Genomic DNA, 26,713 nt, shown 5'->3' on the forward strand with positions numbered 1-26,713 from the left:
AGAAGCGCCTCTCGGTCGAAAGCTCCACCGTCTGTCGGGGCTAAGCAAGCGCCCTCCGACTCAACCCACATTTTCGTTCAGGTACCGGGCTTGCGCTCTGGATCCAGCTCCGGGCGCTAGCCCCTCGAGGTCATAAGCCCCTTTTCCTGCGGAAGGAAAGATCACCTTCCTCCGGAAAAGGGTCTTATGCTTGTCGGGGCTAAGCAAGCGCCCTCCGACTCAACCTACATTTCCGTTCAGGTACCGGGCTGGCACTCTGGATCCAGCTCCGGGCGCTAGCCCCTCGAGGTCATAAGCCCCTTTTCCTGCGGAAGGAAAGATCACCTTCCTCCGGAAAATGGTCTTATGCTTGTCGGGGCTGAACAAGCGCCCTCCGCTTTTCATGTGATATAATATCTTCGTTAGTTGATGTGGAAGGAGAATGGGGATGGCGGTGCCGTCTAGAAAGAGTGTGATTTGGCAGGGTGCTTTTGTGTTGACGCTTGCCGGATTGCTAACAAAAATTATGAGCGCAGCCTATCGGGTGCCCTATCAGAATATTGTCGGTGATATAGGCTTTTACATATATCAGCAGGTGTATCCGCTTTACGGGATTTCCATCATGCTGGCTACTTCAGGCTTCCCAGTGATTGTTTCTAAGTTATTTGCCGAATATGGGGAAGGTCTCAACCCGGCTGATTTGCGGAAAATTTGGAGGGTGAGCAGCTTATTCCTCGTTTTTGCAGGTCTTTTAAGTTTTCTTGTCCTTTATACAGGGGCTGAGCGCATTGCCGGAATGATGGGCGATATGCATTTAAAGCCTCTGATCGAAATTGTTTCTTTTTCCTTTTTGCTAGTTCCCTTTATCTCGGTTTTAAGAGGATATTTCCAGGGGATGCATCATATGTTTCCGACGGCTCTTTCACAGGTGATTGAGCAGGCATTCCGGGTAGTGACCATTATTGGGATTGCCTACATCCTTTTAAAAAATGGGAGTAATTTATATGAAGCGGGGCAAGGGGCTCTTTTTGGGTCTCTGACTGGCGGTGCAGCAGCATTAATTGTTTTGGCGGTCTACTGGTTCAGGCGTGATCAGCGGGAGCTGAATGGCCCGGTGATGCCATCTTCTATTCGGACGATGGATTTGATTAAGGATCTGGTCCTGTTTACATTTACCATCTGCGTAAGCAGCGTTTTGCTTATTTTAATTCAGCTTGTCGATGCGCTTCAGCTCTTTTCTATGCTGACTGAAAAAGGGATGGATCCAACGGCAGCTAAAATTGCAAAAGGAATTTATGACCGGGGGCAGCCGCTCATCCAGCTTGGAACGGTTGTGGCGACCTCTTTATCCTTGTCGCTCGTCCCGCTTATATCCAGTGCAAAAAGGAGAAACGACGAAAAATTTATTAAAGATAAAATTAATTTGTCCATAAAGGTTTGTCTGGCTGTTGGGGCTGCTGCTACAGCAGGTCTCATTGGAATCGTGGAAGAAACAAATATTATGCTGTTCCGGAACAATTACGGATCTGACATTTTAGGCATTCTGAGTCTGTCAATCCTGTTTACCTCACTATCCATGACGATAGCAGCCATCCTTCAAGGGCTGAATGAAACGATTTATCCAGCCGTTTCCGTTATTGCAGGGGTTGCAGTAAAGATTATGCTGAATACAGCGCTTATCCCCCGCTATGAAGCAGATGGAGCCGCTGTTGCATCGGTGGCGGCGTTTTTTACGGTAGCAGTGTTAAATGTGATGTTTCTTAGGAAAAAACAATACAAACTTTACGAGTACGGGAGTGTGCTCAAAATTGCCCTCGCCTCCCTTTTAATGTTCGCTGTTTTAAAAGGGTATATGGCAGGGTTTGAGTGGGCGTTCGGACGGAACAGAACACTCGCTTCCATTGAAGCGCTCACGGCTGTTGCTGTTGGAGGAGCCATCTACGTGATAGCGATTATTAAGCTCCGCGTATTTAACGATGATGAACTTAATATCGTTCCATTCGGGACAAAAATCAGGCTTTGGTCGCAGAAAAAAAGGGATGTGAAAAAATGAATACCATTCATATTGCAGGCCTTGGGGCAGGGGACATCGAACAGCTGCCGCTCGGCATTTACCATCTTCTCCAATCATCAGACCGGCTGTATGTCCGGACAATGGATCATCCGGTATTGGAAGAGATGAAGGGTGAAATGAATATAACCGGATCATTCGATGATATTTATAGGAAACATCATGAATTTGAAAAGGTATATGAAGAAATTGCTTCCCTTCTGATGGAGGAGGCAAAGAAAGGCGACGTTGTCTACGCTGTACCCGGACATCCGATGGTAGCAGAAAAAACGGTCCAAATTCTGCTTGATCAGGCAGAACAGGGGACGGTTGAAGTTCGTGTCGCTGGTGGACAAAGCTTTCTGGATGCATCATTCGCTGCCTTAAAAATCGATCCAATTGACGGTTTTCAATTGGCTGACGCCTTGACTGTCAGACGGGGTGATTTAAATTTTCAGCAGCATATCGTGCTGTGCCAGATGTATGACCGGATGGTGGCCTCGGAGGTCAAGCTCACATTAATGGAGGAGCTTCCCTTTGACTATGAAGTATATATTGTAACGGCAGCGGGGAGCAGGCACGAAAAGATAGTAAAGGTTCCGCTTTTTGAGGTGGACCGTGCCTCATCCCTATCCAACCTAACGAGTCTTTACATCCCGCCTGTGGAGGACGAGAAGCTTCTCTACCACCGGTTTGATGCATTCAGAGGGATCATTGCTGCTTTGAGGGGACCGGGCGGATGTCCCTGGGATCAGAAGCAGACCTTCCATTCTTTGAAGAAATACTTAATCGAAGAATGCTATGAGCTGCTCGATGCCATCGAGTCTGATGATGTTGATCATATGATAGAGGAAATGGGAGACGTGCTTCTTCAGGTTGTGCTTCAGGCACAAATCGGAGAGGATGAAGGGCTGTTTACCATTGACGAAGTGATTCGGACGATTTCCGAAAAAATGATCCGTCGCCACCCGCATGTCTTTGGCGACAGGACTGCTGAGACGGCAGAGCAAGTCGTGGCAAACTGGGAAGAAATTAAGAAGCAGGAAGGCAAAGCGGCTAAGGAATCCCTGCTTGACTCTGTTCCTTCAGCATTGCCTGCCCTGTCCAAAGCCTTTCAGCTTCAGAAAAAAGCAGCGAAGGCAGGATTTGACTGGGAGCAGGCAGAGGATGCCTGGCTAAAGGTGAAAGAAGAGCTTCTTGAATTTGAGGAAGAGCTGAAAAGCCGGCCTTATGAAAACAACAGGGATCTGTTAAAGGAATTCGGAGACCTGCTTTTTGCTCTCGTCAATATTAGCCGGTTCCTGAAAATAGAGCCGGAAGAAGCATTGGCAGCGACGAATCAAAAATTTACTTTCCGGTTCAGGCACATAGAAAAAAGAGCCAATGAGAATCAGGAAAAGCTGGAAGAATTAACGCTTGAAGAAATGGATCGCTACTGGAATGAAGCGAAAGAATTGGAATAGATAGAAAGAAGGGGCTTATATGAGACTTGATAAATTTCTGAAGGTGTCAAGACTGATTAAACGGCGGACACTTGCAAAAGAAGTAGCTGATCAGGGGCGCATTGAGATCAACGGAACCGCAGCCAAAGCAAGCTCAACCGTTAAAGAAGGCGATGAGATGGTCATCCGCTTTGGCCAAAAACGTGTCACGGTGAGAGTGGACCACTTGAAGGAAACCACAAAAAAAGAAGCAGCCGCTGAAATGTATACGATCATTAAAGAAGAAAAACTCGGCGAAAACTGATTCTGACCAGAGGGCTTGTTCTTTTTCCCCAAATCCGTTCATAGATATGAATAAAACATTTATGAGACGGGGGGAAAGAGCGTGAATTACTATCAGCAAAATCAGCCTCAAAACAAAACCTTGCCCGAAGAGCACGATTTAATTATGAAAGGCAGGAAGCTGCTTGATATCACAGGAGTCAAGGAAGTGGAAAGCTTTGATAATGAAGAGTTTCTTCTGGACACCGTCATGGGAGCTCTTGCAATAAAAGGGGAAAACCTTCAAATGCAAAACCTCGATGTGGATAAAGGGATCGTATCCATTAAGGGGCGCATTCTGGATATTGTTTATCTGGATGAACAGCATACGGAGAAAGCTAAAGGATTCTTTAGCAAGCTGTTTAAATGAGCTTGACGGTCCAGTTTTACACCATGTTTGCTATGGCAGGGATGGGCGCGTGGCTTGGAGCGGCACTGGATACGTACCGGAGATTTCTAGTCCGTTCCAAGCAGGCGGGCTGGATTGTTTTCTTTCACGATCTGGCCTTCTGGCTGCTCCAAAGCGCTCTTTTTTTCTATGTCCTGCTTCTGGTTAATGAAGGGGAATTGCGGCTGTATATGTTTTTAGCAATATTATGCGGTTTTGCTGCTTATCAAAGCATGCTGAAGGGTATATATCTTTCAGTCCTGAATTTTTGCATTAAAATGGCCATGATGATCGGCAGGTTCCTTGGCGGCATCTTCCGCTATGTCATCATTAAGCCGATAAAAGGATTGTTGATCGCGGTAATGGCGATCCTCACCGGTCTTCTGAATATTTTTTTCAAAATAGTAAAATGGGCATTTCTTTTTATTTGGGGAGCCGTTAAAATCATAGTAGCACCTTTTCGCTGGGTATTGATGCTCATGTGGGGGATGCTCCCTAAGTTTTTGAGAACATTTTTATCGGGAATACTTTTAAAATCAGAAGGAATTATCAGCCGGGGCAAGAACTTATTGTTAAGTGCAAAGAAATGGATAAAACGAATCACTGGAAAGTGAGGGAGCGTATAAATGACAGCAGAACGAAGCCGGAAAGTGACTCAGCTTCAATCCCAATACATGCAGCAGCAGGAACGAAACGATCAAATTTTAAAACGCAGAAAAAGAGGACTTTACCGCCGTTTAACGGTTTTCGGAGGCATCGCACTGATCTTTGCCGTATTTATCATTTCCGGGATGATCAGCCAGTCGGCTTCCCTTTCCGAGCAGGCGGAGCAAAAGGACAAGCTTAAAAGTGAGCTGAACGATCTCAATAAAGAGCAGAAAATTCTGGAAGAGGAAATCGTTAAGCTGAATGATGACGAGTACATTGCTGAACTGGCTCGCAGAGAACTGTACCTTTCAAAAGAGAACGAAACCATTTTCAGTTCCCCGGAGAAAAAATAGCCTTTATTGACACTATGTTTTTAGATTGGGTATAATTAAAGAAATGATGATTTTTTTATCAGTTTAAGGAGGAGCATTTTTTTTATGTCCATTGAAGTAGGCAGCAAGTTACAAGGTAAAGTAACTGGCATTACGAATTTCGGAGCCTTTGTTGAGCTTCCGGGAGGTTCTACGGGTCTTGTTCATATAAGCGAAGTAGCCGATAATTACGTGAAAGACATTAACGACCATCTAAAAGTAGGTGACATGGTAGAAGTAAAAGTCATCAACGTTGAGAAAGATGGAAAAATCGGACTATCGATCAAAAAAGCCATTGACCGTCCAGACCGTCCAGAACGTCCTGAACGACCTCGCCAGGACCGTCCGCGCCAAGACCGTCCGCAACGCGGAGGTGGAGGAGGAAGAAACGATTTCCGTCCTAAAGAAAATTTTGAACAAAAGATGAGCCGTTTCCTTAAGGACAGTGAAGACCGTTTATCATCTCTCAAAAGAAACACAGAATCTAAACGAGGCGGACGCGGAGCAAGAAGAGGCTGACTTGCTGCTGTCAACATAGATAAAACACTCCTTAAGGGGTGTTTTTTTACGGTTTCTGAGCTGTTTTAAAGGTTCTTTGGCCAGCTTTTGATAAATAAAAGCCCGTCTGGAGAAAAATTTTAAATAGTACTTGACTGGAAACCTAAAGCTTTGTATTATAGAACTTGTGCTTCATAGGATAGCAAGCCTGTCTGAAAGTGGCACAGGCGCACGGCCACGGCAGGCCGGGCATTAAATTTGGCGGTGTAGCTCAGCTGGCTAGAGCGTACGGTTCATACCCGTGAGGTCGGGGGTTCGATCCCCTCCGCCGCTACCATCTTTAATTCATTTCATAAGGCCCGTTGGTCAAGCGGTTAAGACACCGCCCTTTCACGGCGGTAACACGGGTTCGAATCCCGTACGGGTCATCCTTGCAGAAAACTTCCCTTTGGAAGTTTTTTTTCGTTTCACGCATGTCACGCACCATCTCCGCATACCCCCCTGGTTCACACTTTATTCAAATTAATTTTCAGTCTTTTCTACAGGTTCATTTAAAACCCGTCAGCAGTTTTACAATTCTTTCATAAATGCTGTGGGATTCGCTCACAATCTTGACAGAGCAAGCCGAAACAGTCGAACACTTCTAAGGCCAAGCACCCTTGTTTTGACAAAATCTATTTTTTGCGTCCGCTATAATGACCTCAATGAACCGATTTGGGGGAATGTTAAATGGAAAAAGCAGAAAGAAGAATAATTGAACCGATTACAGGAGCAGCGTTTGAGAAAACACAGCATGCTATTCATAAATCCGCGAAGAGAGCGGGGACTTACTTTCATTCTTTACTGTTTCATAAAGGACTTTTATATATGTGCATCGGGTTTTTGCTGGGACGGGCCATTATCCTGACGGAGATCCTCCCATTTGCTCTTCCGTTCTTCGGTGTTCTGTTCTTAATGAAGAAGGACAAGGCACTGATCGGTGCGTTATCGCTGGCTGCGGGAGGCCTGACGATTTCACTGGAAACCTCCCTTATCATAACAAGCCATCTGCTGCTCTTCTTATTTCTGCAAAAAGCCGGCGCCTTTATATTTAAGGACAGGGTAAGAACACTGCCATTTATCATCCTGCTCTCGGCAGCAGGGACGAGGCTTGCCTACACGTACATCCTGTACGGATCGCTATCCTCCTACGATGCCATGATGGCCGGGGTAGAAGCAGGTTTGGCATTTATCCTCACCCTGATTTTCCTGCAGAGCATTCCTTTAATAGCGAGTCCGAAATACAAGCAGTCGCTGAAATCAGAAGAAATTATCTGCCTAATGATCCTGATTGCATCTGTGATGACAGGCCTTACCGGCGTTTCCTACATGGAGGTAAAGGCAGAACATGTCTTTTCGAGATATATGGTGCTCCTGTTCGCTTTTATCGGAGGCTCGAGCATCGGATGCACGGTCGGGGTGGTAACCGGTTTAATTTTAAGCCTGGCGAACGTCGGAAATCTCTATCAGATGAGCCTTTTGGCCTTCTCGGGATTGCTTGGAGGCCTGCTGAAGGAAGGCCAGAAAATAGGGGCAGCTGCAGGACTGCTCATTGGCTCGATGCTGCTGTCCCTTTATGGGGGTGGGACGGGAAGTCTCGTTTCGACCATGGTGGAATCCATGGCGGCAATCATGCTGTTCTTCCTTACGCCGAAAGGGATCACCGCAAGCCTCGCAAAGCACATACCCGGTACAAACGAGCATGCAGTTGAGCAGCAGCTGTACGCGACACGAATCAGGGATGTTACGGCCCATAGGGTCGATCAGTTTTCAGGAGTGTTTGAGGCCCTTTCGCAAAGCTTTCATGCTTTTTATGAAAAGGGGGAATCCGATGCATCACGGGAAACGGATCTATTTTTAAGCACGATCACTGAAAAAACATGCCACCATTGCTATAAAAAAGAAAAATGCTGGGTTAATCACTTTCAAACAACCTATGATCTCATGACACAAATTACAAATGAAACAAGCGCAGATACCTACCATGTAAACCGGAAGCTGAAAAAGGAATTCCATAACCACTGCTCCAAGGCCAGGCAGGTTGAAGTGGCCATTGAACAGGAGCTGAACGAATTTAAAGCCAATCAAAAATTGAATCGGCAAGTTCAGGAGAGCCGCAAGCTGGTCGCAGAGCAGCTCCTTGGGGTATCCAACGTAATGAAAGACTTTTCCCGGGAAATCAGGAGGGAAAGGGAAAATCATTTCTTGCTGGAAGAGCAAATTCTGGACGCTCTCCAGAACTTCGGAATGGAAATCGGACATGTTGAAATATACAGCTTGGAGCAGGGGAATATTGACATGGAAATGTCAATTCCGTTTTGCCAGGGCCATGGCGAATGCGAAAAAATCATTGCTCCAATGCTTTCAGATATATTGGAAGAGCAGGTCATCGTAAAGCATGAAGAGTGCGGCCTGTATCCTAACGGTTTTTGTCACGTATCATTCGGTTCGGCGAAAAGCTTTAAAGTAGAAACCGGTGCGGCGCATGCGGCAAAAGGAGGAGGGCTTGTTTCAGGAGACAGTTATTCTATGATTGACCTGGGGGTGGGAAAATATGCCATTGCCATAAGTGATGGGATGGGAAATGGGGCCAGAGCCCAATTCGAAAGCAATGAAACCATTAAACTTCTTGAGAAGATCCTGCAATCGGGAATTAATGAAAAAGTGGCGATTAAAACCGTCAACTCCATTCTTTCCCTGCGAACGACAGATGAAGTGTATTCCACCCTTGATCTGGCCATTGTAGATTTGCAGGACGCCATGTGCAAATTTTTAAAGATCGGCTCCACGCCAAGCTTTATCAAACGGGGGGATAAAGTCATAAAAATACAGGCGAGCAATTTGCCGATCGGTATTATTGATGAATTCGAAGTGGATGCCGTTGGCGAGCAGCTTAAAGCAGGAGATTTGCTCATCATGATGAGCGACGGGATTTTTGAAGGACCTAAGCATGTAGAAAACCATGATATTTGGATGAAGAGAAAGATATCGGAGCTGGAAACAAATGATCCCCAGGAGGTGGCGGATCTGATTATGGAGGAGGTCATTAGGACCCGTTCCGGAAAAATTGACGATGATATGACGATCATCGCTGCTAAAGTTGACCATAACACTCCAAAATGGGCGGCAATTCCAACAAACCGCTATTTCCAAAAGGAAAAACAGAGTGTTTCATAAATTATAAAATTTCATAGTATGAAAATCCTCCTGCTGTGGCAAGGCTGATAGTAATCAGCACGATTAGGAGGGGAAAGAATTGAATAGAGGACGGCTAAAACAGATCCTGCTCATCACTGACGGTTGTTCCAATCATGGAGAGGACCCGGTCGCAATGGCAGCGTATGCCAACGAGCAAGGGATCACGGTTAATGTAATCGGAGTGGTGGATGAAAAGGTGATTGATGAAGCGGCTATGAGAGAGATTGAGAGTATCGCAGCTTCCGGCGGCGGAGTCAGCCAGACAGTTTATGCGCAAACCCTTTCTCAAACCGTACAAATGGTCACCAGAAAGGCCATGACACAAACCATACAGGGAGTGGTTAACAAAGAGCTTCAGCAAATCCTTGGGAAAAAGGTATCGATGGAAGAGCTGCCGCCTGATAAAAGGGGGGAAGTGCTTGAAGTGGTAGATGAGCTTGGGGAAACCATGCATTTAGAGATGGTCATCATGGTCGATGTAAGTGCGAGCATGACGCCTAAGCTTCCTACGGTAAAGGAGGCATTGCTGGACTTGTCGATCAGCTTGAATTCAAGGATAGGAGAAAATGAATTTACGGTTTGTGTATTTCCCGGGAAACGGGCAGATGCAGAAAAGGTCATCGACTGGACGCCGCGTCTGGAGTCCATATCCTCCATCTTTTCAAAGCTATCTGCTGGAGGACTCACTCCAACTGGACCGGCAATCCGGGAAGGAGCTGCTCTTTTCAGCAAAAAGAGGAGCAGCCGGAAGGATCTGCTGGATGATGAGGAGTATCGCTATGAAGGGGGCCGATAACGTCCTCCCCGGCACAAAGATTAAAGGCAAGTGGCATCAGAACGAGTACACCGTGATAAAATCTCTCGGAAAAGGAGCGAATGGAACGGTCTATTTGGTTCAAAGCGGCAGAGGGCTTGCAGCGCTGAAGCTTAGCGGCAACAGTATGTCCATTACGTCTGAAGTGAATGTGCTGAAGCACTTTTCAAAGGTCCAGGGGAAAAGCCTTGGGCCTCATTTATTTGATACGGACGACTGGGAGCGGGGAGGGGGACAGCCGCTGCCTTCCTTTTATGTAATGGAGTATATAAAAGGGGTTCCGTTTCTGGACTTTGTAAAAACAAGAGGGCATGAATGGGTCCCGGTTCTTCTTTTGCAGCTTCTTGGAAGCTTATCCAACCTGCATGCTGCGGGGTGGGTATTTGGGGATTTAAAGCCGGAGAATCTTATAGTGGCGGATTCACCTGTCACTGTCAAAATCATCGACGTTGGAGGGACTACCGGAATTGGCCGTTCAATTAAAGAATATACGGAGTTTTTTGACAGAGGCTACTGGGGAATGGGAAGCCGGAAAGCGGATCCTGCCTATGATCTTTTTGCCTGCGCTATGATCGCGATACATGCAGCATGCGGGAGCCGGTTTGTAAAAAACGGGGACGGCAAGGAGCTTTTGTACAGCAAGATCGAGAGTGTTCCGCTGCTGTATAAGCAAAGGCATGTACTAAAGAAAGCGCTGAACGGACAGTACAGCCGGGCTGATGAAATGAAACACGATCTGCTTCAATGCCTGGCAGTCCAGGATACCCAGCCTGCCGGCAAAAGAAATCACCGCAGGCAGTCCGGAAAAACGCCGCCTGTTCAGACCAAGGCGGCATCAAGGAAAGGGAAGAAAAGAGGCGCTGCCGGTGTTCAAAGAAGGTCCCGGCATCAGAGCGGATGGATGGACACGTTTATCGTCCTAAGCGGTGTCTTTATTTTATATGCTCTTTACATTTATCATTTTCTGCTTCCTTAAAAAAGGTGATTTTGTGAACAAAAGGTGGGGTTTTTGCCGTCATCCGAATAAAAATGGTACGATAAGTACAGCTTTAATCTGCCAGTAAATGAGGGAAAAACGTGGTACCCTTTATGCCGTTTGTAAAAAAACATCAGCTGATTGAACCTTCCTCTGCCATAATGGCAGGTGTATCAGGAGGACCTGACTCTCTAAGTCTGCTTCATATGCTAATGCAAATTCGAAAAGAGTGGAACCTTCGCATTGTGGTCCTGCACGTTGATCATATGTTCAGAGGAAAAGAATCGGAAGAGGAAATGAAATTTGTCCAATCCTTTTGCGAAAAACACGGAATCCTGTGTGAAAGCAGGCAAATCGATGCCGGAGCCTATGCAAAGGCTCATCACATGAGCTTCCAGGAGGCGGCTCGGGCCTGCAGGTATCGGTTTTTTTCTGACATGATGAAAAAACACGCGTGCCGCACGCTTGCCCTGGGTCATCATGGGGATGATCAAATTGAAACGATATTAATGAGGCTCGTCCGCGGCGGCAAGGGAACCGCCCTGGCAGGAATTCAGCCAAAACGGGAATTTTCCGGAGGGCAAATCATCCGCCCGCTGCTCGGTTTGACAAAACAGGAAATTCTGGACTATTGCAGGATTCATGATTTACAGCCCCGGCTGGATCCCAGCAATGAAAAAGATACCTATACAAGAAACCGGTTCAGAAAACGGGTGCTCCCATTCCTTAAAGAAGAAAACCCTCAAGTGCACGAAAAATTCCAGTCTTTCAGCGAGAATCTGACAGAAGACGAACGGTTTTTGCAGGAATTAACGGAGCAGGAGATGAATACAGTATGGAGAAGCAGCGGAGAATTTGCCGAGCTTCAAATCGATATGCTTAAAAGGTTGCCTTTACCTTTACAAAGGAGAGGGATTCAACTAATATTAAACTATCTTTACAAAAGTGTTCCGTCTTCATTATCATCCATACATACAGAAAGCGTTCTATCTTTGCTTTCCCAATCACATCCTTCCGGCTCACTCCATCTTCCACATGGTTTAAAGGCAGTTAAATCCTATAATCTATGCATGTTTACTTTTGAACATGAAGATCCGGAGCCCTATCATCTGCTGCTTCCTGTTCCGGGCAGCCTTGAGCTTCCGTCCGGCGGCTGGATCATGGCAGAGGTGATAACGGAAAAGCCGGCAGAGGCAATGGGACAGCACAGCCTTCTGGTCAGGCTGGATCGCATCCGGCTGCCGCTTGCAGTGCGCTCCCGCCAAAACGGGGACAAACTTAAAGTTAAAGGCATGAATGGATCAAAAAAGGTCAAAGATATATTTATTGACAAAAAGATCGCAATTGAAGCCAGAAATCAATGGCCGATTCTTGAAGACGCGGACGGTACGGTTTTATGGCTGCCGGGTTTGGCCAAAACAGCCTTGGAGGAAAATGATTGGTCTGAGGGCGAATTCATTTTTTTACACTATCATCGACATGGATCATCTAGGGGGCAAAACACGAATGATGAAACAGGACATTGAAAAAATTTTGGTTTCAGAAGAAGAAATACAGAAGAAAGTCAAAGAATTGGGAATACTGTTAACGGAAGAGTACAAAGAAAGCTTTCCGCTTGCCATTGGAGTATTGAAGGGTGCAATGCCGTTTATGGCAGATCTTCTCAAGCACATCGATACATATTTGGAAATGGATTTTATGGATGTTTCCAGTTACGGCACATCGACGGTTTCCTCAGGTGAAGTCAAGATTCTCAAGGATCTGGACACTTCTGTAGAGGGCAGGGACATCCTTATCATAGAAGATATTATCGACAGTGGTTTAACATTAAGCTATCTTGTGGAATTATTCAGGTATCGGAAAGCAAAATCCATTAAGATTGTAACTCTGCTGGATAAACCAAGCGGAAGAAAGGCTGATATCCAGGCAGATTACGTCGGATTTGAAGTGCCTGATGCATTTGTGGTGGGATACGGGCTTGATTACATCGAGCGCTACCGGAATCTTCCTTACATTGGAGTCTTGAAACCGCGCGTTTACCAAAATTCCAACTGAGGATTAAGGCCTGATCAAATGGCGCCATATTGTTTGTACTGGCATGATTTTCTATGATACTATTTAAACTAGTTGTGCCTACTGTGGGAGGAGGTAAGGAATGAAACGGATCTTCCGAAATACGATCTTTTATTTACTTATATTTTTGGTTGTGATCGGAATCGTTAGCACGTTTAACGGCCAAAATCCGAAAACAGAACCATTGACTTACACCGATTTCGTTTCAAAACTGGAGGCGGGAGATGTTGAAAGCATTACCGCAAAACCGGTAAGGGGTGTCTTTGAAGTTAAAGGACAGCTCGAAGGAGCGAAAGAGGATCAGTACTTTTTAACACACGTTCCAAGTGAATCAATTGATGACATTACAGCGGCAGCAAAAGAGAACCAGACGGAATTAAAAACCGAATTCCAGCCTGCTGAAGAAACAAGCGGATGGGTTACATTCTTCACTTCCATCATTCCGTTTGTCATCATCTTCATCCTGTTTTTCTTCCTGCTGAACCAGGCTCAGGGCGGCGGCAGCCGTGTCATGAACTTTGGCAAAAGCAAGGCGAAGCTCTACAGTGAAGAGAAGAAAAAGGTTAAGTTCAAGGATGTAGCCGGCGCGGATGAGGAAAAAGCGGAGCTTGTGGAAGTTGTAGACTTTCTAAAGGACCCCCGCAAGTTTTCCGAGCTTGGCGCACGCATTCCAAAAGGAGTTCTTCTTGTCGGACCTCCTGGTACAGGTAAAACCCTTCTTGCGAGAGCAGCAGCCGGAGAAGCAGGCGTTCCATTTTTCACAATAAGCGGTTCTGACTTTGTGGAAATGTTTGTCGGTGTCGGTGCTTCCCGTGTAAGAGATTTGTTTGAAAATGCCAAAAAGAATGCACCGTGTATTATCTTTATTGATGAAATCGATGCTGTTGGACGCCAGCGCGGCGCCGGACTTGGCGGAGGCCATGATGAGCGTGAGCAGACGCTGAACCAATTGCTTGTGGAAATGGATGGCTTCAGCGCCAATGAAGGTATCATCATTGTTGCTGCGACAAACCGTCCGGATATTCTTGACCCGGCTCTTCTTCGTCCGGGACGCTTTGACCGTCAGATTACGGTAGACCGTCCTGATGTCAAAGGCCGCGAGGCAGTGCTTAAAGTACATGCCCGCAACAAGCCTTTGGACGAGACCGTTGATTTGAAAGCAATCGCCATGAGAACACCAGGCTTTTCCGGAGCAGATCTTGAAAACCTTCTGAACGAGGCAGCACTTGTGGCAGCCCGTACAAACAAGAAGAAAGTGGATATGCTCGATATCGATGAAGCTACAGACCGAGTCATTGCCGGTCCGGCTAAAAAAAGCCGTGTTATTTCAGAAAAAGAACGCAACATTGTCGCTTATCATGAAGGCGGACATACGATTATCGGCCATGTGCTTGACGAGGCTGAAATGGTACATAAAGTGACCATCGTTCCCCGAGGCCAGGCTGGCGGCTATGCTGTTATGCTGCCTAAAGAGGACCGCTACTTCATGACAAAGCCGGAGCTTCTTGATAAAATTACCGGCCTTCTTGGCGGACGTGTAGCTGAGGAAATTGTATTCGGCGAAGTGAGCACCGGCGCTTCTAATGACTTCCAGAGAGCGACGGGAATTGCACGCCGCATGGTTACAGAGTTCGGGATGTCTGATAAGCTTGGTCCGCTTCAATTCGGCCAGTCCCAAGGACAGGTATTCCTTGGCAGGGATATCAACAGCGAACAAAATTACAGCGATGCGATTGCTCATGATATTGATACAGAAATTCAGAGCATCATTAAAACATCGTATGAGCGTGCCAAAACGATACTGACAGAAAATCGTGACAAGCTTGAACTGGTAGCTAAAACGCTGCTTGAAGTGGAAACACTTGATGCGAAGCAAATTAACTACTTGATTGAACACGGTAAGCTTCCTGAACGAATGGAAGAAATCGCGGAAAACAATGATTCTTCGTCAGATGTGAAAATCAATATTCAAAGAAAGACAGAAGAGCCATCTAACACAGATGATTCCGACCGTCCTGATTTGAAAAAAGATGATCCTGACCGTCCTGACCTGAAAAAAGAGTAAAGAAGAAAGCCGCATTCCTCTGGAGTGCGGCTTTTTTTTGCTGAGCGGTAAAACGTCAGCTTCAGCTGAGATGACCTGGTTATTGGCCAGCTGCCGCATTGCCCCCGATTACAGGGGCCATCCATCCGTTATATAAAAACGTTTACTCTGCATGAAGAGCCGTTCCTTATGCATGTACGTTGTCCTCCTATCCGCCATGTATTATGATAAGATGGTGGCAGAATGTTTTAAAAGGACTTAGAGAAACTATATAGAGTGGTGAAAATCGTTGATTTTAGTATTGGATGTTGGGAATACAAATACAGTAATCGGTGTCTATGAAGAAGAGGAATTGAACTATCACTGGCGGATTGAAACGAGCAGAAATAAAACCGAAGATGAATTCGGCATGCTGTTTAAGTCTCTCTTTGAGCATGTGGGAATTTCTTATACAGATGTTAACGGGATCATTATATCGTCTGTGGTTCCACCCATCATGTTCTCGCTTGAGCGGATGTGCAAAAAATACTTTGACATAAAGCCTCTTGTCGTTGGTCCGGGCATTAAGACGGGCCTTAATATTAAGTATGAAAATCCAAGGGAAGTCGGAGCAGACCGGATTGTCAATGCGGTAGCCGGAATTCATTTATACGGCAGTCCCCTGATCATTGTGGATTTTGGAACGGCCACTACTTATTGCTATATTAACGAAGAAAAACAATACATGGGCGGTGCGATCGCCCCAGGAGTCAATATTTCTACGGAGGCGCTTTATTCAAGAGCGGCCAAACTCCCGAGAATAGAAATCGCAAGACCTGAAACGATAATCGGAAAAAATACAGTAAGTGCTATGCAGTCCGGCATCCTCTTTGGCTATGTCGGCCAGGTTGAGGGGATTGTAAGAAGAATGAAGCAGGAAACAGGTCAAGATCCAAAGGTGATTGGAACCGGAGGACTGGCAAGCCTGATAGCAAATGAATCCAGTGCCATTGATATTGTCGATCCATTTTTGACGCTGAAAGGCCTGCAGCTTATTTATGACCGCAACCATTGATTCACATACAAGAATAAGCATCTGAAGGGAGCTAAACGGATAAATGGATTACTTAGTAAAAGCACTGGCATATGACGGACAAGTCCGTGCGTATGCTGTCAAATCAACTGAAACAGCAGGAGAAGGGCAGAGAAGACATCAAACCTGGCCTACAGCATCAGCCGCGCTTGGCCGGACTCTTACGGCTGGGCTAATGCTCGGAACGATGCTCAAAGGGGAAGATAAACTGACAATCAAGGTGGAAGGGAACGGCCCCCTCGGCCCTATCCTGGTGGATGCAAATGCGAAAGGGCAGGTAAGGGGCTATGTTACTCATCCGCAAACCCATTTTGAGCTGAACAAGTTCGGCAAGCTTGACGTGGCCCGCGCGGTTGGGACAGAAGGAATGCTGACGATCGTAAAAGATATTGGCATGAGGGAGCATTTTACCGGGCAGGTTCCGCTTGTTTCAGGTGAACTGGGAGAAGACTTCACGTATTATCTCGTCTCTTCTGAGCAGGTGCCGTCCTCGGTCGGTGTTGGCGTTTTGGTCAATCCTGACAATACAATCCTTGCCGCAGGCGGATTTGTCGTGCAGCTGCTGCCGGGTGCAACAGAAGAAACGATTGCCAGCATAGAAGAGCGGCTGACCGCTATGGAGCCGATCTCCAAGCAAATCGAAAAAGGTCTTACCCCGGAAGAAATCCTGGATGTAGTACTCGGAGAAGGAAATGCCAAAATTTTAGAAACCGTGCCAGTCTCCTTTCAATGCCAATGCAGCAAAGAGCGATTTGGTTCCGCCATTATCAGCCTCGGCACGAAAGAGATTGATGAAATGATCGAAGAAGACGGACAGGCTGAAGCGCAGTGCCATTTTTGCAATGAAACGTACGTATTTTCAAAAGAAGAGCTGGAAGAATTAAAAGCAGAATCGATCTAACAGCGAACCAGGGAGTGGAGAAATGAATAAAAGAGCCCTGTGGGTCATCATTGCCGGTCTGGCGGTACTGAATGCAGCAACCCTTCTTTATTTTTCGCTTAAAGAACCAAAACCTGCTGAATCAGAAATAGCAGCCAAAATCGGGGATACTCAAATCACCCGGGAAGAATGGCTCGCGGAGCTTGAAAACAGATTTGGTAAAGACACCCTTGAGCAAATGGTGAATGCCAAAGTTGTTCAGGAGCTTTCTGAAGAGTACGGAATTAAAGCGGATGAAGAAATGGTGGAGAAAGAACTTGAAATGTTCAAAAGAACTTCGGATGTTACCAGTGAAGAAGGGCTTAAAAATGATCAGCAATGGCGTGAGCAAATCCGCTACAGCATTCTTTTGGAGGAGCTCCTGACGAAAGATGTCAATGTGGAAGAGGAAACCATTGAAGAATATTACCTTGAAAATAAAGAGCAGTATCAATTTGCCAGCGCTTATCACCTTTCGGATATCCGTGTAAAAACGAAGGCAGAGGCAGAAGAAGTCATTAAGGCACTCGACGGCGGATCAAGCTTTAATGCGCTTGCCGGAGAGTACGCTTCTGCAGGAGAACAGCATGGAGATCTTGGATTTCTATCCAAAGGGGAAGGAACTCCATTGGCAGATGAGTATACGGCAGCAGCCGAAAAAATGGAGGAAGGGTCATACAGCCAGACCCCGATTGAATCAGACGGCGGATATGCGGTTTTATTTTTAAGTGAAAAAATAGGACAAAAAACTTACTCATATGATGAAGTAAAAGATCAAATCAGACGCCAGCTTGCCCTTGAGCAGATGGAAGGAACCGTCTCTGTAAAGCCCCTCTGGGAGGAAGCGGAGGCAGAATGGTTTTATGGTACTAAATAGGCAAAATGATTGACAATTCCGAATTGTATTGTTACCTTTTTATTAAACCAATAAAAATACTCGGAATAGAGGTGCTTTCAGAATGCGTGTAGCAAATTCCATCCATGAATTAATCGGGGAAACTCCTATTGTTAAACTCAACAAAATCGTTGAAGATGATTATGCAGACGTTTACCTAAAGCTTGAATTTATGAATCCCGGCAGCAGTGTAAAAGACCGGATAGCTCTGGCGATGATTGAAGCGGCTGAAAAGAATGGCAGTTTGAAGCCGGGTGACACACTCATCGAGCCAACGAGCGGGAACACTGGGATTGGCCTGGCGATGGTAGCGGCAGCAAAAGGAATCAATGCCATCCTTGTCATGCCGGATACGATGAGTATGGAACGCCGTAATCTTTTGCGTGCATACGGTGCGGAGCTTGTGCTGACTCCCGGAGCCGAAGGAATGGGAGGCGCCATCCGCAAAGCTGAAGAGCTTTCCAAAGAGCATGGCTATTTCATGCCGCAGCAATTTAAAAACGAAGCAAACCCTGAGGTTCACCGCTTAACAACAGGTCCTGAAATTGTCCGCCAGATGGACCAGCTGGATGCTTTTATTTCCGGAATCGGAACGGGCGGAACGATTACGGGAGCCGGGGAAGTATTGAAGGAGCATTTCCCGGGCATTAAAATTTATGCTGTTGAACCATCTGATTCACCTGTTCTTTCCGGAGGGAAGCCAGGGCCGCACAAAATTCAGGGAATTGGAGCAGGGTTTGTTCCGGATATTTTGAATACCGGCCTTTACGATGAGGTCATTGGCGTGAAAAACGAGGATGCCTTTGAATATGCCCGTCTTGCTGCAAAGCATGAAGGGGTTCTTGGAGGAATCTCGTCCGGAGCGGCCATTTGTGCAGCGTTAAAAGTGGCGAAGGAGCTTGGCAAGGGCAAAAAAGTGCTTGCGATCATTCCAAGCAACGGAGAGCGTTACCTGAGCACACCGCTATATCAATTCGAATAAAAAGTAAAAACAGTCTCCGGACTGTTTTTATTTTGGGGGAAAACTTACAGGTAGCCTATGGAAGAGGATATCAAGTAAAATATCTGTATATGCCCTGTAGGAGTGTGTTTCATGTCAGAAACGGTTTATTATCCCTTTTATATAAAAACAAAATTAAAGCACGACTTTTTTCAAGCATACAAAATTCTCTCTTCCGATGCTGATTATCATGCCATTCTTGAAAGCGGAAGAGGCGGAAGATACAGCATTGCCGGAATGAATCCGAGTGCTGTGATTTCTGTTAAGGATAAGGAAATACTGGTTACAGAGGAAAGCGGACACCGCCGTTATCTCAACGGCCATCCGCTGGAGTGGCTGCAGCAATATATGTCTGCTGTCAGAGTGGATAGAAGTCCTGATTTGCCTGATTTCCAAAGCGGAGCGATCGGTTTTATCAGCTACGATGCAGTCCGGCATTTTGAAGCTCTCTCCACGCAAAGTGAAGATGATTTGCAGATTCCTGATTATTTCTGGATGATCTTTCGTGAATTGGCCATTCTTGATCATCAGTCGAACGAAGTGTACCTCATTGTACTTGATGAGGCAGACAATAAGGAACAGGCTCATAAACGCTTGTATGAGGCTGAGAAAAAGTGGCAGCACCCGGCTTCAGATTCGGCAAGAACGGAATATCCTCTGGAAACAGCCGATATTAAAGAGCACTTTAATCCGGAGCAATTTAAGAAGGCGGTCAAGACAATAAAAGAATATATTGCCGCCGGCGATGTTTTTCAGGTGAACCTGTCCACGCGCCAGGGAGTAAAGCTATATGATCACCCCATCAGCCTATACGAAAAGCTGAGAGCCATTAATCCATCCCCTTATATGGCCTATCTGGAAACACCTGAGTTTCAGATTGTATCAGGGTCTCCAGAGCTTCTTGTGAAAAAGAGCGGCACGGTGCTAAGCACAAGACCGATTGCCGGCACCCGCTCAAGAGGAAAGAATCATGAAGAAGACATAAAGCTTGCCAGGGAGCTGATTGATAACGAAAAAGAGAGAGCCGAGCATGTCATGCTGGTGGATCTGGAAAGAAATGATTTGGGCCGGGTTTCGAAATATGGATCCGTCCGCGTGACAGAGTTTATGGCCATTGAAAGATATTCCCATGTCATGCACATCGTTTCAAACGTAGAAGGAGAACTGGCAGAGGGAAAAACTTTTTCTGACATCATCCGGGCTGTGTTCCCCGGCGGAACAATTACAGGCGCCCCAAAGGTTCGGACGATGGAGATTATTGAAGAACTGGAGCCGAAACGCCGGGGGATTTATACAGGTTCTATTGGATGGATTGATTTTAACGGCGATTTGGAGTTGAATATAGTTATCAGAACTCTTTTTGCAAAAGACGGTGCAGGCTATATACAGGCAGGAGCAGGAATTGTTATAGACTCGAATCCGGACCATGAGTACAAAGAATCTCTGAAAAAGGCAGCCGCTGTCCTGAAAGCGGCAGAGCAGAGTCAGGCAGAGCAAATGAAAGGATGAGGTGAGCAGAGTGATTTTAATGATTGATAACTATGATTCATTTACGTACAACCTTGTGCAGTACTTAGGAGAGCTTGGCGAGGAATTAGCCGTCAGGCGCAATGATGAAATTACAATACAGCAAATCCGGGAGATGAATCCGGAATTTCTTATGATTTCCCCGGGGCCGTGCAGCCCGGACGAGGCAGGAATCAGCATGGAGGCGATCCGGTCATTTGCAGGGAAAATCCCGATTTTTGGAGTCTGCCTCGGGCATCAGTCCATTGCGCAGGTCTTTGGAGGAGATGTGGTTCGGGCGGAAAGGCTCATGCATGGAAAGGTATCTGAGATTCAGCATGATGGCGAAACGATTTTCAGCGGGCTTGAAAACCCGTTTTTAGCCACCCGTTACCATTCGCTGATTGTCAAAAACGAGACGCTTCCCGATTGCTTTACCGTATCAGCTAAAACGGATCAAGATGAGATCATGGCTATCCGCCATAAAACTCTTCCAATTGAAGGAGTACAGTTCCATCCGGAATCCATCATGACATCCGCCGGAAAGCTTTTACTTAAAAATTTCATCGAAACCTATAAGAAAGCAGAAAAGAGCATTTCCTAATGTTTATTTTTCTTAATTCAAAGCTGATTAAGGAAGAAGAGGCTAAAATCTCGCTCTTCGACCATGGATATATGTACGGCCTTGGTGTATTTGAAACATTCCGTGCCTGCCAGGGCCATTCTTTCTTATTAAATGATCATATGGACCGGCTTCACCGCTCACTTGCTGAGCTGGAAATCAAAGCAGACCTTGCATCAGCTGAAGTGCAGAGGATGGTTGAAGAGTTAATCGCTGCCAACGGGGTTAAAGATGGAAATGCGGCAGTGAGGCTGTCGGTATCTGCCGGGTACGGAGGCCCCGGATTTACAGATCAAATCTACACTGAACCGGTGATCTCCTGTTTTTTAAGGCCCCTTGCATCCCCGGCTGACCAAAAACAGGGACAGGTTCTAAAGCTTAAGCGAAGTACGCCTGAAGGGCCTTTCAGGATGAAGTCCAGTCATTATATGAATAATTTTCTGGCTAAGAAGGAACTGAAGGGCCATACAAATATCGAAGGCATCTTTCTTACAAAAGAAGGATACGTATGTGAGGGCATTGTATCCAATGTGTTTTGGACGAAACACGGAACCATATATACACCGGCAGCAGAGACAGGCGCATTGGATGGCATCACCCGCCAGTTTGTCCTTGCGTTATGCCGGAAGCTTGGCTTGAATTACGAAGAGGGATTTTTCCAGCTGACGGACCTGTTGTCAGCAGAGGAAGTGTTTCTGACAAATTCCGTCCAGGAAATCGTTCCGCTTTCCTCGATTGATATCCAATCATTTGCAGGTAAAGAAGGAGCGTTAACACAGAGACTAAAGGAAGAGTACTCAAAATACCGGCTTTCCCTTTGGTCAAGAGATGAGCTGTAAAGGATGAGGTCTAATGGGGTTAACGGCACTGCAGAAACAGACAAAAATGGAATGCCGCGGTTTTACATTGAATTTTAGTGAAAAAACGCTTGTTATGGGAATTTTAAATATAACTCCCGATTCGTTTTCGGACGGCGGAAAATACAACTCGCTTGATCAGGCTTTGCTCCGGGCGGAACAGCTGGTTAAAGACGGTGCGGATCTGATTGATATCGGCGGTGAGTCAACAAGGCCAGGAGCAGCTTTTATACCGGAGGAAGAAGAAATGGAACGGGTCCTTCCGGTTATTGAACGGCTGGCAAAAGAAACGGCTGTGCCAATTTCGATTGATACGTACAAAGCGCGTACAGCGAGAGAAGCCATCAAAGCGGGTGCCCATATCATCAATGATGTATGGGGTGCGAAAGCCGAACCGGATATTGCGGCGGCAGCGGCTGAATTCAACGTTCCAATCATTCTTATGCATAACCGAAAAAAACGGAAGTATGAAAATTTGATTCCGGATATGATTGCCGACCTAATGGAAAGCGTAACTATAGCAAAGCAAGCGGGCGTTCAAGAGGATCAGATCATACTGGATCCGGGTATCGGGTTTGCGAAAAAATTCGAAGACAACCTTGAAGTGATGAGAAATCTGGAACTGTTTACCGGATTGGATTATCCTGTTTTGCTGGGAACATCGAGGAAGACTTTTATAGGAAAAGTGCTGGATCTGCCCCCTGAGGAAAGAATGGAAGGCACAGGGGCAACGGTGTGCATGGGCATCCAAAAGGGAATCGGAATTGTCCGGGTGCATGATGTAAAGGAAATTTCAAGAATGACCAGGATGATGGATGCCATGATGGGGAAGGGGGATTCAGCCCATGGATAAAATCTATGTTTCCGGAATGGAGTTTTACGGATATCATGGTGTATACCCGGAAGAAAACAAGCTCGGACAGCGTTTCAGAGCGGACCTTGTCATCGAACAAGACTTAAGAAAAGCCGGAGAAACCGATGAGCTTGAGCACACGGTTAACTACGCTGACCTTTATAAGATTTGCAAGCGGGTAATTGAAGGGGAACCGAAAAAGCTTGTTGAATCCCTTGCTGAAAGGATCGCATCGGATGTTCTGAATGATTTCCCCGATGTACAATCCGTCACCATTAAACTGATTAAGCCGGATCCCCCCATCCCGGGACATTATGAACATGTAGCGGTTGAAATTTCAAGAGGCCGCTCATGAACCAGGCGTATTTGGCTCTCGGCTCAAATATGGGAGACAGGGAAACGTATTTGTTGGAAGCCGTTAAACAGTTAGATGAGGATCCGGCGATTGAAGTCCGGAAGCAGTCTTCCATCTATGAAACCGCCCCGGTCGGATATACCGATCAAGGTTCATTTTTGAATATGGCGGTGGAAATATTCACCACCTGCTCCCCGGATGAATTACTGGATAAAACCCAGCATATTGAACAAATGCTTGGAAGAACGAGAGAAATCAGGTGGGGACCGCGTACTTTAGACCTTGACATTTTATTGTATAATCATGAAAATATTGAAACAGAGCGATTAACCGTTCCTCATCCAAGAATGGCGGAGCGCGCCTTTGTATTGGTTCCGCTCTATGAAATCCATTCACAGGCTACAATACCGGCAATCGAAAAGCCGATTTCAGTCATCATAGATCAACTATCAGAAAAAGAAGGGGTCAGACTATGGAAGCTGAGAAATGGGGAAGGCGGATCAGAGCCTACCGAAAGCTGAAGGGCTACACCCAAGAGAGTTTTGCAAAGGATCTAGGCATCTCGGTATCGGTTCTCGGTGAGGTTGAGAGAGGAAACCGCATGCCCGGCAACGAGTTTATTATAGAAATTGCAGCTGCGCTGAAGGTTACGGTGGAAGAACTGTCACCGAAAGAATGAAAGTTTTAATGAAAGGAGATGAACCATTGCTTAAAATCGGCAATATTGAAATGAAAAACCGCGTTGTACTGGCCCCGATGGCTGGTATCTGCAATGCTGCCTTCCGCCTTACAGTAAAGGAATTCGGTGCAGGACTTGTCTGTGCAGAAATGGTAAGCGATAAAGCCATCCTTTACAACAATGCGCGAACCATGGGAATGCTGTTTATTGATGAGCGGGAAAAGCCGCTGAGCCTTCAGATATTTGGCGGAGAAAAAGATACATTAGTGGAAGCGGCAAAATTCGTAGATCAAAATACAACTGCAGATATAATCGATATCAATATGGGATGCCCCGTACCGAAGATTGTAAAATGTGATGCGGGAGCAAGGTGGCTTCTTGATCCGGACAAAATCTATGAGATGGTATCAGCGGTTGTGGATGCTGTAGATAAGCCTGTAACCGTAAAAATGAGGACCGGCTGGGACAGCGATCATATTTTTGCTGTAGAAAATGCCCGCGCTGTAGAGCGTGCCGGGGGTCAGGCGGTTGCTGTTCACGGACGAACGCGTGTCCAAATGTATGAAGGCCAGGCAGATTGGGATATCATTAAACAAGTAAAAGAATCCGTTTCAATTCCGGTCATCGGAAATGGAGATGTCCAAACTCCCCAGGATGCGAAAAGAATGCTTGAAACCACTGGTGTCGACGGGGTAATGATCGGACGGGCTGCGCTTGGAAATCCGTGGATGATCTATCGCACTGTAAACTATCTTGAAACCGGGGAACTTGCAGAAGAACCCGCTGCAAGAGAAAAAATGGCAGTCTGCAAGCTTCACCTTGACCGTCTTATTGAACTGAAGGGCGAAAATGTCGCCGTCCGCGAAATGCGCAAGCATGCTGCATGGTATTTAAAGGGCATTCGCGGGAACGCCACCGTGCGCAACGGAGTCAATGCGTGCAATACAAGAGACGAACTGGCAAACCTGCTGGATGACTTTACTGAAGAAGTAGAATCAAGACAGGAAAACAGTGCAACCGCCGTTTAGGTACATAAGCAGGGCCTCAAGTCTAATCTGGCCCTTCTTATAAAAAACAGGTAAGCTGAGGGTTCCTGCCAGGAGAAGCGAAAAGAGCAGCAGTAAACATCAGAAATAGGATAGGAGATGAGGATTCCGTGAGTGAGCATGAATATAACCAGGAAGAATTAAATGATCAGTTAAAGGTAAGACGGGAAAAACTACATACATTAAGAGAGAAAGGCCTTGATCCGTTCGGCAAGCGCTTTGAAGCAGAGGATCAATCAGCTGCGCTTCTTGAAAAGTTTGATGAAATATCAAAGGAAGATCTTGAACAGACCGAACACCGCGCAACGATAGCGGGCCGTATTATGACTAAACGCGGAAAAGGTAAAGCAGGTTTTGCCCACATCCAGGATCTTCAAGGGCAGATACAAATCTATGTGCGTCTCGATGCAGTAGGCGAGGATCAATACGATTTGTTCAACACAGCAGACTTAGGTGATATCGTTGGAGTAACTGGTGTCATGTTTAAAACAAAGGTAGGGGAGCTCTCCGTCAAAGCGACTTCATTTGAATTGCTGACTAAATCCCTGCGTCCGCTTCCTGACAAATATCATGGACTGAAGGATATCGAGCAGCGCTACCGCCAGCGCTATCTTGATTTGATTATGAATCCCGAAAGCAAGCAGACCTTTATTTCCAGAAGCAAGATCATTCAATCTATGCGGCGCTACCTTGATGACCACGGATACCTTGAAGTGGAAACACCAACAATGCATTCAATCCCGGGTGGAGCATCCGCACGTCCGTTTATCACCCATCACAATGCTTTGGATATGCCGCTTTATATGAGAATTGCAATCGAGCTTCACTTGAAACGCCTGATTGTAGGAGGCCTGGAAAAGGTTTACGAAATCGGACGCGTATTCCGGAACGAAGGAATTTCTACCCGTCACAATCCTGAATTTACGATGATTGAGCTGTATGAGGCGTATGCCGATTACAAAGATATTATGAAACTAACTGAAAACCTGATTGCCCATATTGCAAAAGATGTCCTCGGCACGACAGTTGTTGAATACGGTGAACATAAAGTAAATCTTGAGCCGGAATGGACAAGACTTCATATGGTAGATGCGATTAAAGATGCGACAGGCGCAGACTTCTGGAAGGAAATGAGTGTAGAAGAGGCGAAAGCTCTTGCGTCAGAACACGGAGTGGACATTACTGCGCATATGACAGTTGGGCATATCATAAATGAATTTTTTGAGCAGAAAGTAGAAGAGACGCTGATACAGCCTACATTCATTTACGGCCATCCGGTAGAGATCTCTCCTTTAGCGAAGAAAAACGATGAAGACCCGCGTTTTACAGATCGTTTTGAACTGTTTATCGTTGCCCGTGAGCACGCGAATGCATTCACAGAGCTAAATGACCCAATAGACCAAAAAGAGCGTTTTGAAGGTCAGCTCAAAGAGCGCGAACAAGGAAACGACGAGGCACATATGATGGACGAAGATTTCATTGAAGCACTCGAGTACGGAATGCCTCCTACCGGAGGGCTCGGAATTGGAATAGACCGGATCGTTATGCTTCTTACGAACTCAGCATCCATCCGTGACGTCCTTTTATTCCCGCAAATGAGACATCGCTGAGAAATGAAAGAAAGCCGGATCTTTTGATCCGGCTTTCTTTTTATGAACCCTGTCAGGCGAATAGGTTCATTCCTTTATCACAGTCAGGTTTATTGAGAGCCTCGGTCTCGCTCAGGGAGGCGATCTTACCGGCAGTCCTTAAGAATGCAGCCTTCTTGCCTGTTAGAAAAATAATATCCTCTTTCTATAAGAAAACTATTGCACTGTGCTGATCAGGATGGTATATTAATATTCGTTGCTGCAAAAAGCAGTCACAAGCCGGAAACAAAGATGAAAAAAGTTGTTGACATCTTATCGGCTGAATGGTATTATAATAAAGCTTCACTTTTACAAATGATCTTTGAAAACTAAACAAATCGAAGTGCCAACGTTAATTCTAAAGTTTTAAACAAGAGCTAGTCAAACTACTTTTTGGAGAGTTTGATCCTGGCTCAGGACGAACGCTGGCGGCGTGCCTA

At 46.1% G+C, this 26,713-nt stretch carries 26 protein-coding genes and 2 tRNA genes; all 28 read left to right on the top strand.

What is annotated here, in order from left to right; genetic code table 11:
- Positions 1 to 427: 427 nt before the first annotated feature.
- The 28 genes from ACQCV8_RS19570 (at position 428) to lysS (ending at position 26,255) form a co-directional block, all read left to right on the top strand.
- Entirely contained in the window at positions 428 to 2,032 is a 1,605-nt protein-coding gene (locus ACQCV8_RS19570; protein WP_426847143.1) for a putative polysaccharide biosynthesis protein, read from the top strand.
- Positions 2,029 to 3,492: a nucleoside triphosphate pyrophosphohydrolase gene (gene mazG, locus ACQCV8_RS19575; protein ID WP_426847144.1), complete on the top strand. Its 1,464-nt coding sequence runs from the start codon at positions 2,029 to 2,031 to the stop codon at positions 3,490 to 3,492. Before ACQCV8_RS19570 ends, mazG begins: the two co-directional genes overlap by 4 nt.
- Positions 3,493 to 3,511: 19 nt before the next feature.
- Positions 3,512 to 3,775, top strand: coding sequence for an RNA-binding S4 domain-containing protein (locus tag ACQCV8_RS19580; RefSeq protein ID WP_426847145.1), 264 nt, complete (start codon positions 3,512 to 3,514; stop codon positions 3,773 to 3,775).
- A gap of 144 nt (positions 3,776 to 3,919) precedes the next feature.
- Complete coding sequence (gene yabP / locus ACQCV8_RS19585) at positions 3,920 to 4,162, top strand: sporulation protein YabP (protein ID WP_426847168.1); 243 nt, start codon at positions 3,920 to 3,922, stop codon at positions 4,160 to 4,162.
- On the top strand, positions 4,159 to 4,794 hold the full coding sequence (yabQ, locus tag ACQCV8_RS19590; protein WP_426847146.1) for a spore cortex biosynthesis protein YabQ: 636 nt from the start codon (positions 4,159 to 4,161) through the stop codon (positions 4,792 to 4,794). The genes yabP and yabQ overlap by 4 nt, the downstream gene beginning before the upstream one ends.
- Before the next feature lie 12 nt (positions 4,795 to 4,806).
- A complete protein-coding gene (locus ACQCV8_RS19595; protein ID WP_426847147.1) occupies positions 4,807 to 5,181 on the top strand; it encodes an FtsB family cell division protein in 375 nt (124 codons plus the stop codon).
- An 84-nt stretch (positions 5,182 to 5,265) separates the two neighbouring features.
- Entirely contained in the window at positions 5,266 to 5,718 is a 453-nt protein-coding gene (locus ACQCV8_RS19600; protein ID WP_426847148.1) for a S1 domain-containing RNA-binding protein, read from the top strand.
- 239 nt (positions 5,719 to 5,957) lie between these two features.
- Positions 5,958 to 6,034: transfer RNA gene (locus tag ACQCV8_RS19605), tRNA-Met, on the top strand.
- Between the two features lie 19 nt (positions 6,035 to 6,053).
- Positions 6,054 to 6,125: transfer RNA gene (locus ACQCV8_RS19610), tRNA-Glu, on the top strand.
- Between the two features lie 301 nt (positions 6,126 to 6,426).
- On the top strand, positions 6,427 to 8,913 hold the full coding sequence (spoIIE, locus tag ACQCV8_RS19615) for a stage II sporulation protein E (RefSeq protein ID WP_426847149.1): 2,487 nt from the start codon (positions 6,427 to 6,429) through the stop codon (positions 8,911 to 8,913).
- A gap of 79 nt (positions 8,914 to 8,992) precedes the next feature.
- Positions 8,993 to 9,730, top strand: a complete 738-nt coding sequence (locus tag ACQCV8_RS19620) for a VWA domain-containing protein (protein WP_426847150.1) — start codon at positions 8,993 to 8,995, stop codon at positions 9,728 to 9,730.
- Complete coding sequence (locus tag ACQCV8_RS19625) at positions 9,696 to 10,724, top strand: protein kinase domain-containing protein (protein WP_426847151.1); 1,029 nt, start codon at positions 9,696 to 9,698, stop codon at positions 10,722 to 10,724. The genes ACQCV8_RS19620 and ACQCV8_RS19625 overlap by 35 nt, the downstream gene beginning before the upstream one ends.
- 101 nt (positions 10,725 to 10,825) lie before the next feature.
- Entirely contained in the window at positions 10,826 to 12,250 is a 1,425-nt protein-coding gene (gene tilS / locus ACQCV8_RS19630) for a tRNA lysidine(34) synthetase TilS (RefSeq protein ID WP_426847152.1), read from the top strand.
- Positions 12,231 to 12,779: a hypoxanthine phosphoribosyltransferase gene (gene hpt / locus ACQCV8_RS19635; protein ID WP_426847153.1), complete on the top strand. Its 549-nt coding sequence runs from the start codon at positions 12,231 to 12,233 to the stop codon at positions 12,777 to 12,779. The genes tilS and hpt overlap by 20 nt, the downstream gene beginning before the upstream one ends.
- Positions 12,780 to 12,879: 100 nt before the next feature.
- Positions 12,880 to 14,862: an ATP-dependent zinc metalloprotease FtsH gene (ftsH, locus tag ACQCV8_RS19640; RefSeq protein ID WP_426847154.1), complete on the top strand. Its 1,983-nt coding sequence runs from the start codon at positions 12,880 to 12,882 to the stop codon at positions 14,860 to 14,862.
- 268 nt (positions 14,863 to 15,130) lie between these two features.
- A complete protein-coding gene (locus tag ACQCV8_RS19645) occupies positions 15,131 to 15,895 on the top strand; it encodes a type III pantothenate kinase (RefSeq protein WP_426847155.1) in 765 nt (254 codons plus the stop codon).
- Between the two features lie 43 nt (positions 15,896 to 15,938).
- On the top strand, positions 15,939 to 16,814 hold the full coding sequence (gene hslO, locus ACQCV8_RS19650; protein WP_426847156.1) for an Hsp33 family molecular chaperone HslO: 876 nt from the start codon (positions 15,939 to 15,941) through the stop codon (positions 16,812 to 16,814).
- 22 nt (positions 16,815 to 16,836) lie between these two features.
- The gene (locus ACQCV8_RS19655; protein ID WP_426847157.1) at positions 16,837 to 17,709 is read left to right on the top strand and encodes a peptidyl-prolyl cis-trans isomerase; all 873 of its coding nucleotides are present in this window, start codon (positions 16,837 to 16,839) and stop codon (positions 17,707 to 17,709) included.
- Between the two features lie 82 nt (positions 17,710 to 17,791).
- Positions 17,792 to 18,709, top strand: coding sequence for a cysteine synthase A (gene cysK, locus ACQCV8_RS19660; protein WP_426847158.1), 918 nt, complete (start codon positions 17,792 to 17,794; stop codon positions 18,707 to 18,709).
- 111 nt (positions 18,710 to 18,820) lie between these two features.
- Positions 18,821 to 20,236 carry an anthranilate synthase component I family protein gene (locus ACQCV8_RS19665; protein WP_426847159.1) on the top strand — a complete coding sequence of 472 codons (1,416 nt, stop codon included), beginning with the start codon at positions 18,821 to 18,823 and terminating at the stop codon, positions 20,234 to 20,236.
- A gap of 10 nt (positions 20,237 to 20,246) precedes the next feature.
- On the top strand, positions 20,247 to 20,837 hold the full coding sequence (gene pabA, locus ACQCV8_RS19670) for an aminodeoxychorismate/anthranilate synthase component II (protein WP_426847160.1): 591 nt from the start codon (positions 20,247 to 20,249) through the stop codon (positions 20,835 to 20,837).
- Positions 20,837 to 21,694, top strand: a complete 858-nt coding sequence (pabC, locus tag ACQCV8_RS19675; RefSeq protein ID WP_426847161.1) for an aminodeoxychorismate lyase — start codon at positions 20,837 to 20,839, stop codon at positions 21,692 to 21,694. Before pabA ends, pabC begins: the two co-directional genes overlap by 1 nt.
- 13 nt (positions 21,695 to 21,707) lie before the next feature.
- Positions 21,708 to 22,565: a dihydropteroate synthase gene (gene folP / locus ACQCV8_RS19680; RefSeq protein ID WP_426847162.1), complete on the top strand. Its 858-nt coding sequence runs from the start codon at positions 21,708 to 21,710 to the stop codon at positions 22,563 to 22,565.
- Positions 22,558 to 22,920, top strand: a complete 363-nt coding sequence (gene folB, locus ACQCV8_RS19685; protein WP_426847163.1) for a dihydroneopterin aldolase — start codon at positions 22,558 to 22,560, stop codon at positions 22,918 to 22,920. Before folP ends, folB begins: the two co-directional genes overlap by 8 nt.
- Entirely contained in the window at positions 22,917 to 23,441 is a 525-nt protein-coding gene (folK, locus tag ACQCV8_RS19690; protein WP_426847164.1) for a 2-amino-4-hydroxy-6-hydroxymethyldihydropteridine diphosphokinase, read from the top strand. Before folB ends, folK begins: the two co-directional genes overlap by 4 nt.
- A complete protein-coding gene (locus tag ACQCV8_RS19695) occupies positions 23,393 to 23,599 on the top strand; it encodes a helix-turn-helix domain-containing protein (RefSeq protein WP_426847165.1) in 207 nt (68 codons plus the stop codon). The genes folK and ACQCV8_RS19695 overlap by 49 nt, the downstream gene beginning before the upstream one ends.
- Positions 23,600 to 23,625: 26 nt before the next feature.
- A complete protein-coding gene (dusB, locus tag ACQCV8_RS19700; protein WP_426847166.1) occupies positions 23,626 to 24,627 on the top strand; it encodes a tRNA dihydrouridine synthase DusB in 1,002 nt (333 codons plus the stop codon).
- A gap of 128 nt (positions 24,628 to 24,755) precedes the next feature.
- Positions 24,756 to 26,255: a lysine--tRNA ligase gene (lysS, locus tag ACQCV8_RS19705; RefSeq protein WP_426847167.1), complete on the top strand. Its 1,500-nt coding sequence runs from the start codon at positions 24,756 to 24,758 to the stop codon at positions 26,253 to 26,255.
- Positions 26,256 to 26,713 lie beyond the last annotated feature (458 nt).

This window comes from Metabacillus sp. 84, assembly GCF_050107715.1.
GTDB lineage: Bacteria > Bacillota > Bacilli > Bacillales > Bacillaceae > Metabacillus_B.

Bases quoted from the DNA above. Each gene is read 5' to 3' on its own strand.
- ACQCV8_RS19570 (WP_426847143.1), top strand. From the start codon at position 428: ATGGCGGTGCCGTCTAGAAAGAGTGTGATTTGGCAGGGTGCTTTTGTG.
- mazG (WP_426847144.1), top strand. From the start codon at position 2,029: ATGAATACCATTCATATTGCAGGCCTTGGGGCAGGGGACATCGAACAG.
- ACQCV8_RS19580 (WP_426847145.1), top strand. From the start codon at position 3,512: ATGAGACTTGATAAATTTCTGAAGGTGTCAAGACTGATTAAACGGCGG.
- yabP (WP_426847168.1), top strand. From the start codon at position 3,920: ATGAAAGGCAGGAAGCTGCTTGATATCACAGGAGTCAAGGAAGTGGAA.
- yabQ (WP_426847146.1), top strand. From the start codon at position 4,159: ATGAGCTTGACGGTCCAGTTTTACACCATGTTTGCTATGGCAGGGATG.
- ACQCV8_RS19595 (WP_426847147.1), top strand. From the start codon at position 4,807: ATGACAGCAGAACGAAGCCGGAAAGTGACTCAGCTTCAATCCCAATAC.
- ACQCV8_RS19600 (WP_426847148.1), top strand. From the start codon at position 5,266: ATGTCCATTGAAGTAGGCAGCAAGTTACAAGGTAAAGTAACTGGCATT.
- spoIIE (WP_426847149.1), top strand. From the start codon at position 6,427: ATGGAAAAAGCAGAAAGAAGAATAATTGAACCGATTACAGGAGCAGCG.
- ACQCV8_RS19625 (WP_426847151.1), top strand. From the start codon at position 9,696: ATGATGAGGAGTATCGCTATGAAGGGGGCCGATAACGTCCTCCCCGGC.
- hpt (WP_426847153.1), top strand. From the start codon at position 12,231: ATGATGAAACAGGACATTGAAAAAATTTTGGTTTCAGAAGAAGAAATA.
- ftsH (WP_426847154.1), top strand. From the start codon at position 12,880: ATGAAACGGATCTTCCGAAATACGATCTTTTATTTACTTATATTTTTG.
- hslO (WP_426847156.1), top strand. From the start codon at position 15,939: ATGGATTACTTAGTAAAAGCACTGGCATATGACGGACAAGTCCGTGCG.
- ACQCV8_RS19655 (WP_426847157.1), top strand. From the start codon at position 16,837: ATGAATAAAAGAGCCCTGTGGGTCATCATTGCCGGTCTGGCGGTACTG.
- cysK (WP_426847158.1), top strand. From the start codon at position 17,792: ATGCGTGTAGCAAATTCCATCCATGAATTAATCGGGGAAACTCCTATT.
- ACQCV8_RS19665 (WP_426847159.1), top strand. From the start codon at position 18,821: ATGTCAGAAACGGTTTATTATCCCTTTTATATAAAAACAAAATTAAAG.
- pabC (WP_426847161.1), top strand. From the start codon at position 20,837: ATGTTTATTTTTCTTAATTCAAAGCTGATTAAGGAAGAAGAGGCTAAA.
- folP (WP_426847162.1), top strand. From the start codon at position 21,708: ATGGGGTTAACGGCACTGCAGAAACAGACAAAAATGGAATGCCGCGGT.
- folB (WP_426847163.1), top strand. From the start codon at position 22,558: ATGGATAAAATCTATGTTTCCGGAATGGAGTTTTACGGATATCATGGT.
- folK (WP_426847164.1), top strand. From the start codon at position 22,917: ATGAACCAGGCGTATTTGGCTCTCGGCTCAAATATGGGAGACAGGGAA.
- ACQCV8_RS19695 (WP_426847165.1), top strand. From the start codon at position 23,393: ATGGAAGCTGAGAAATGGGGAAGGCGGATCAGAGCCTACCGAAAGCTG.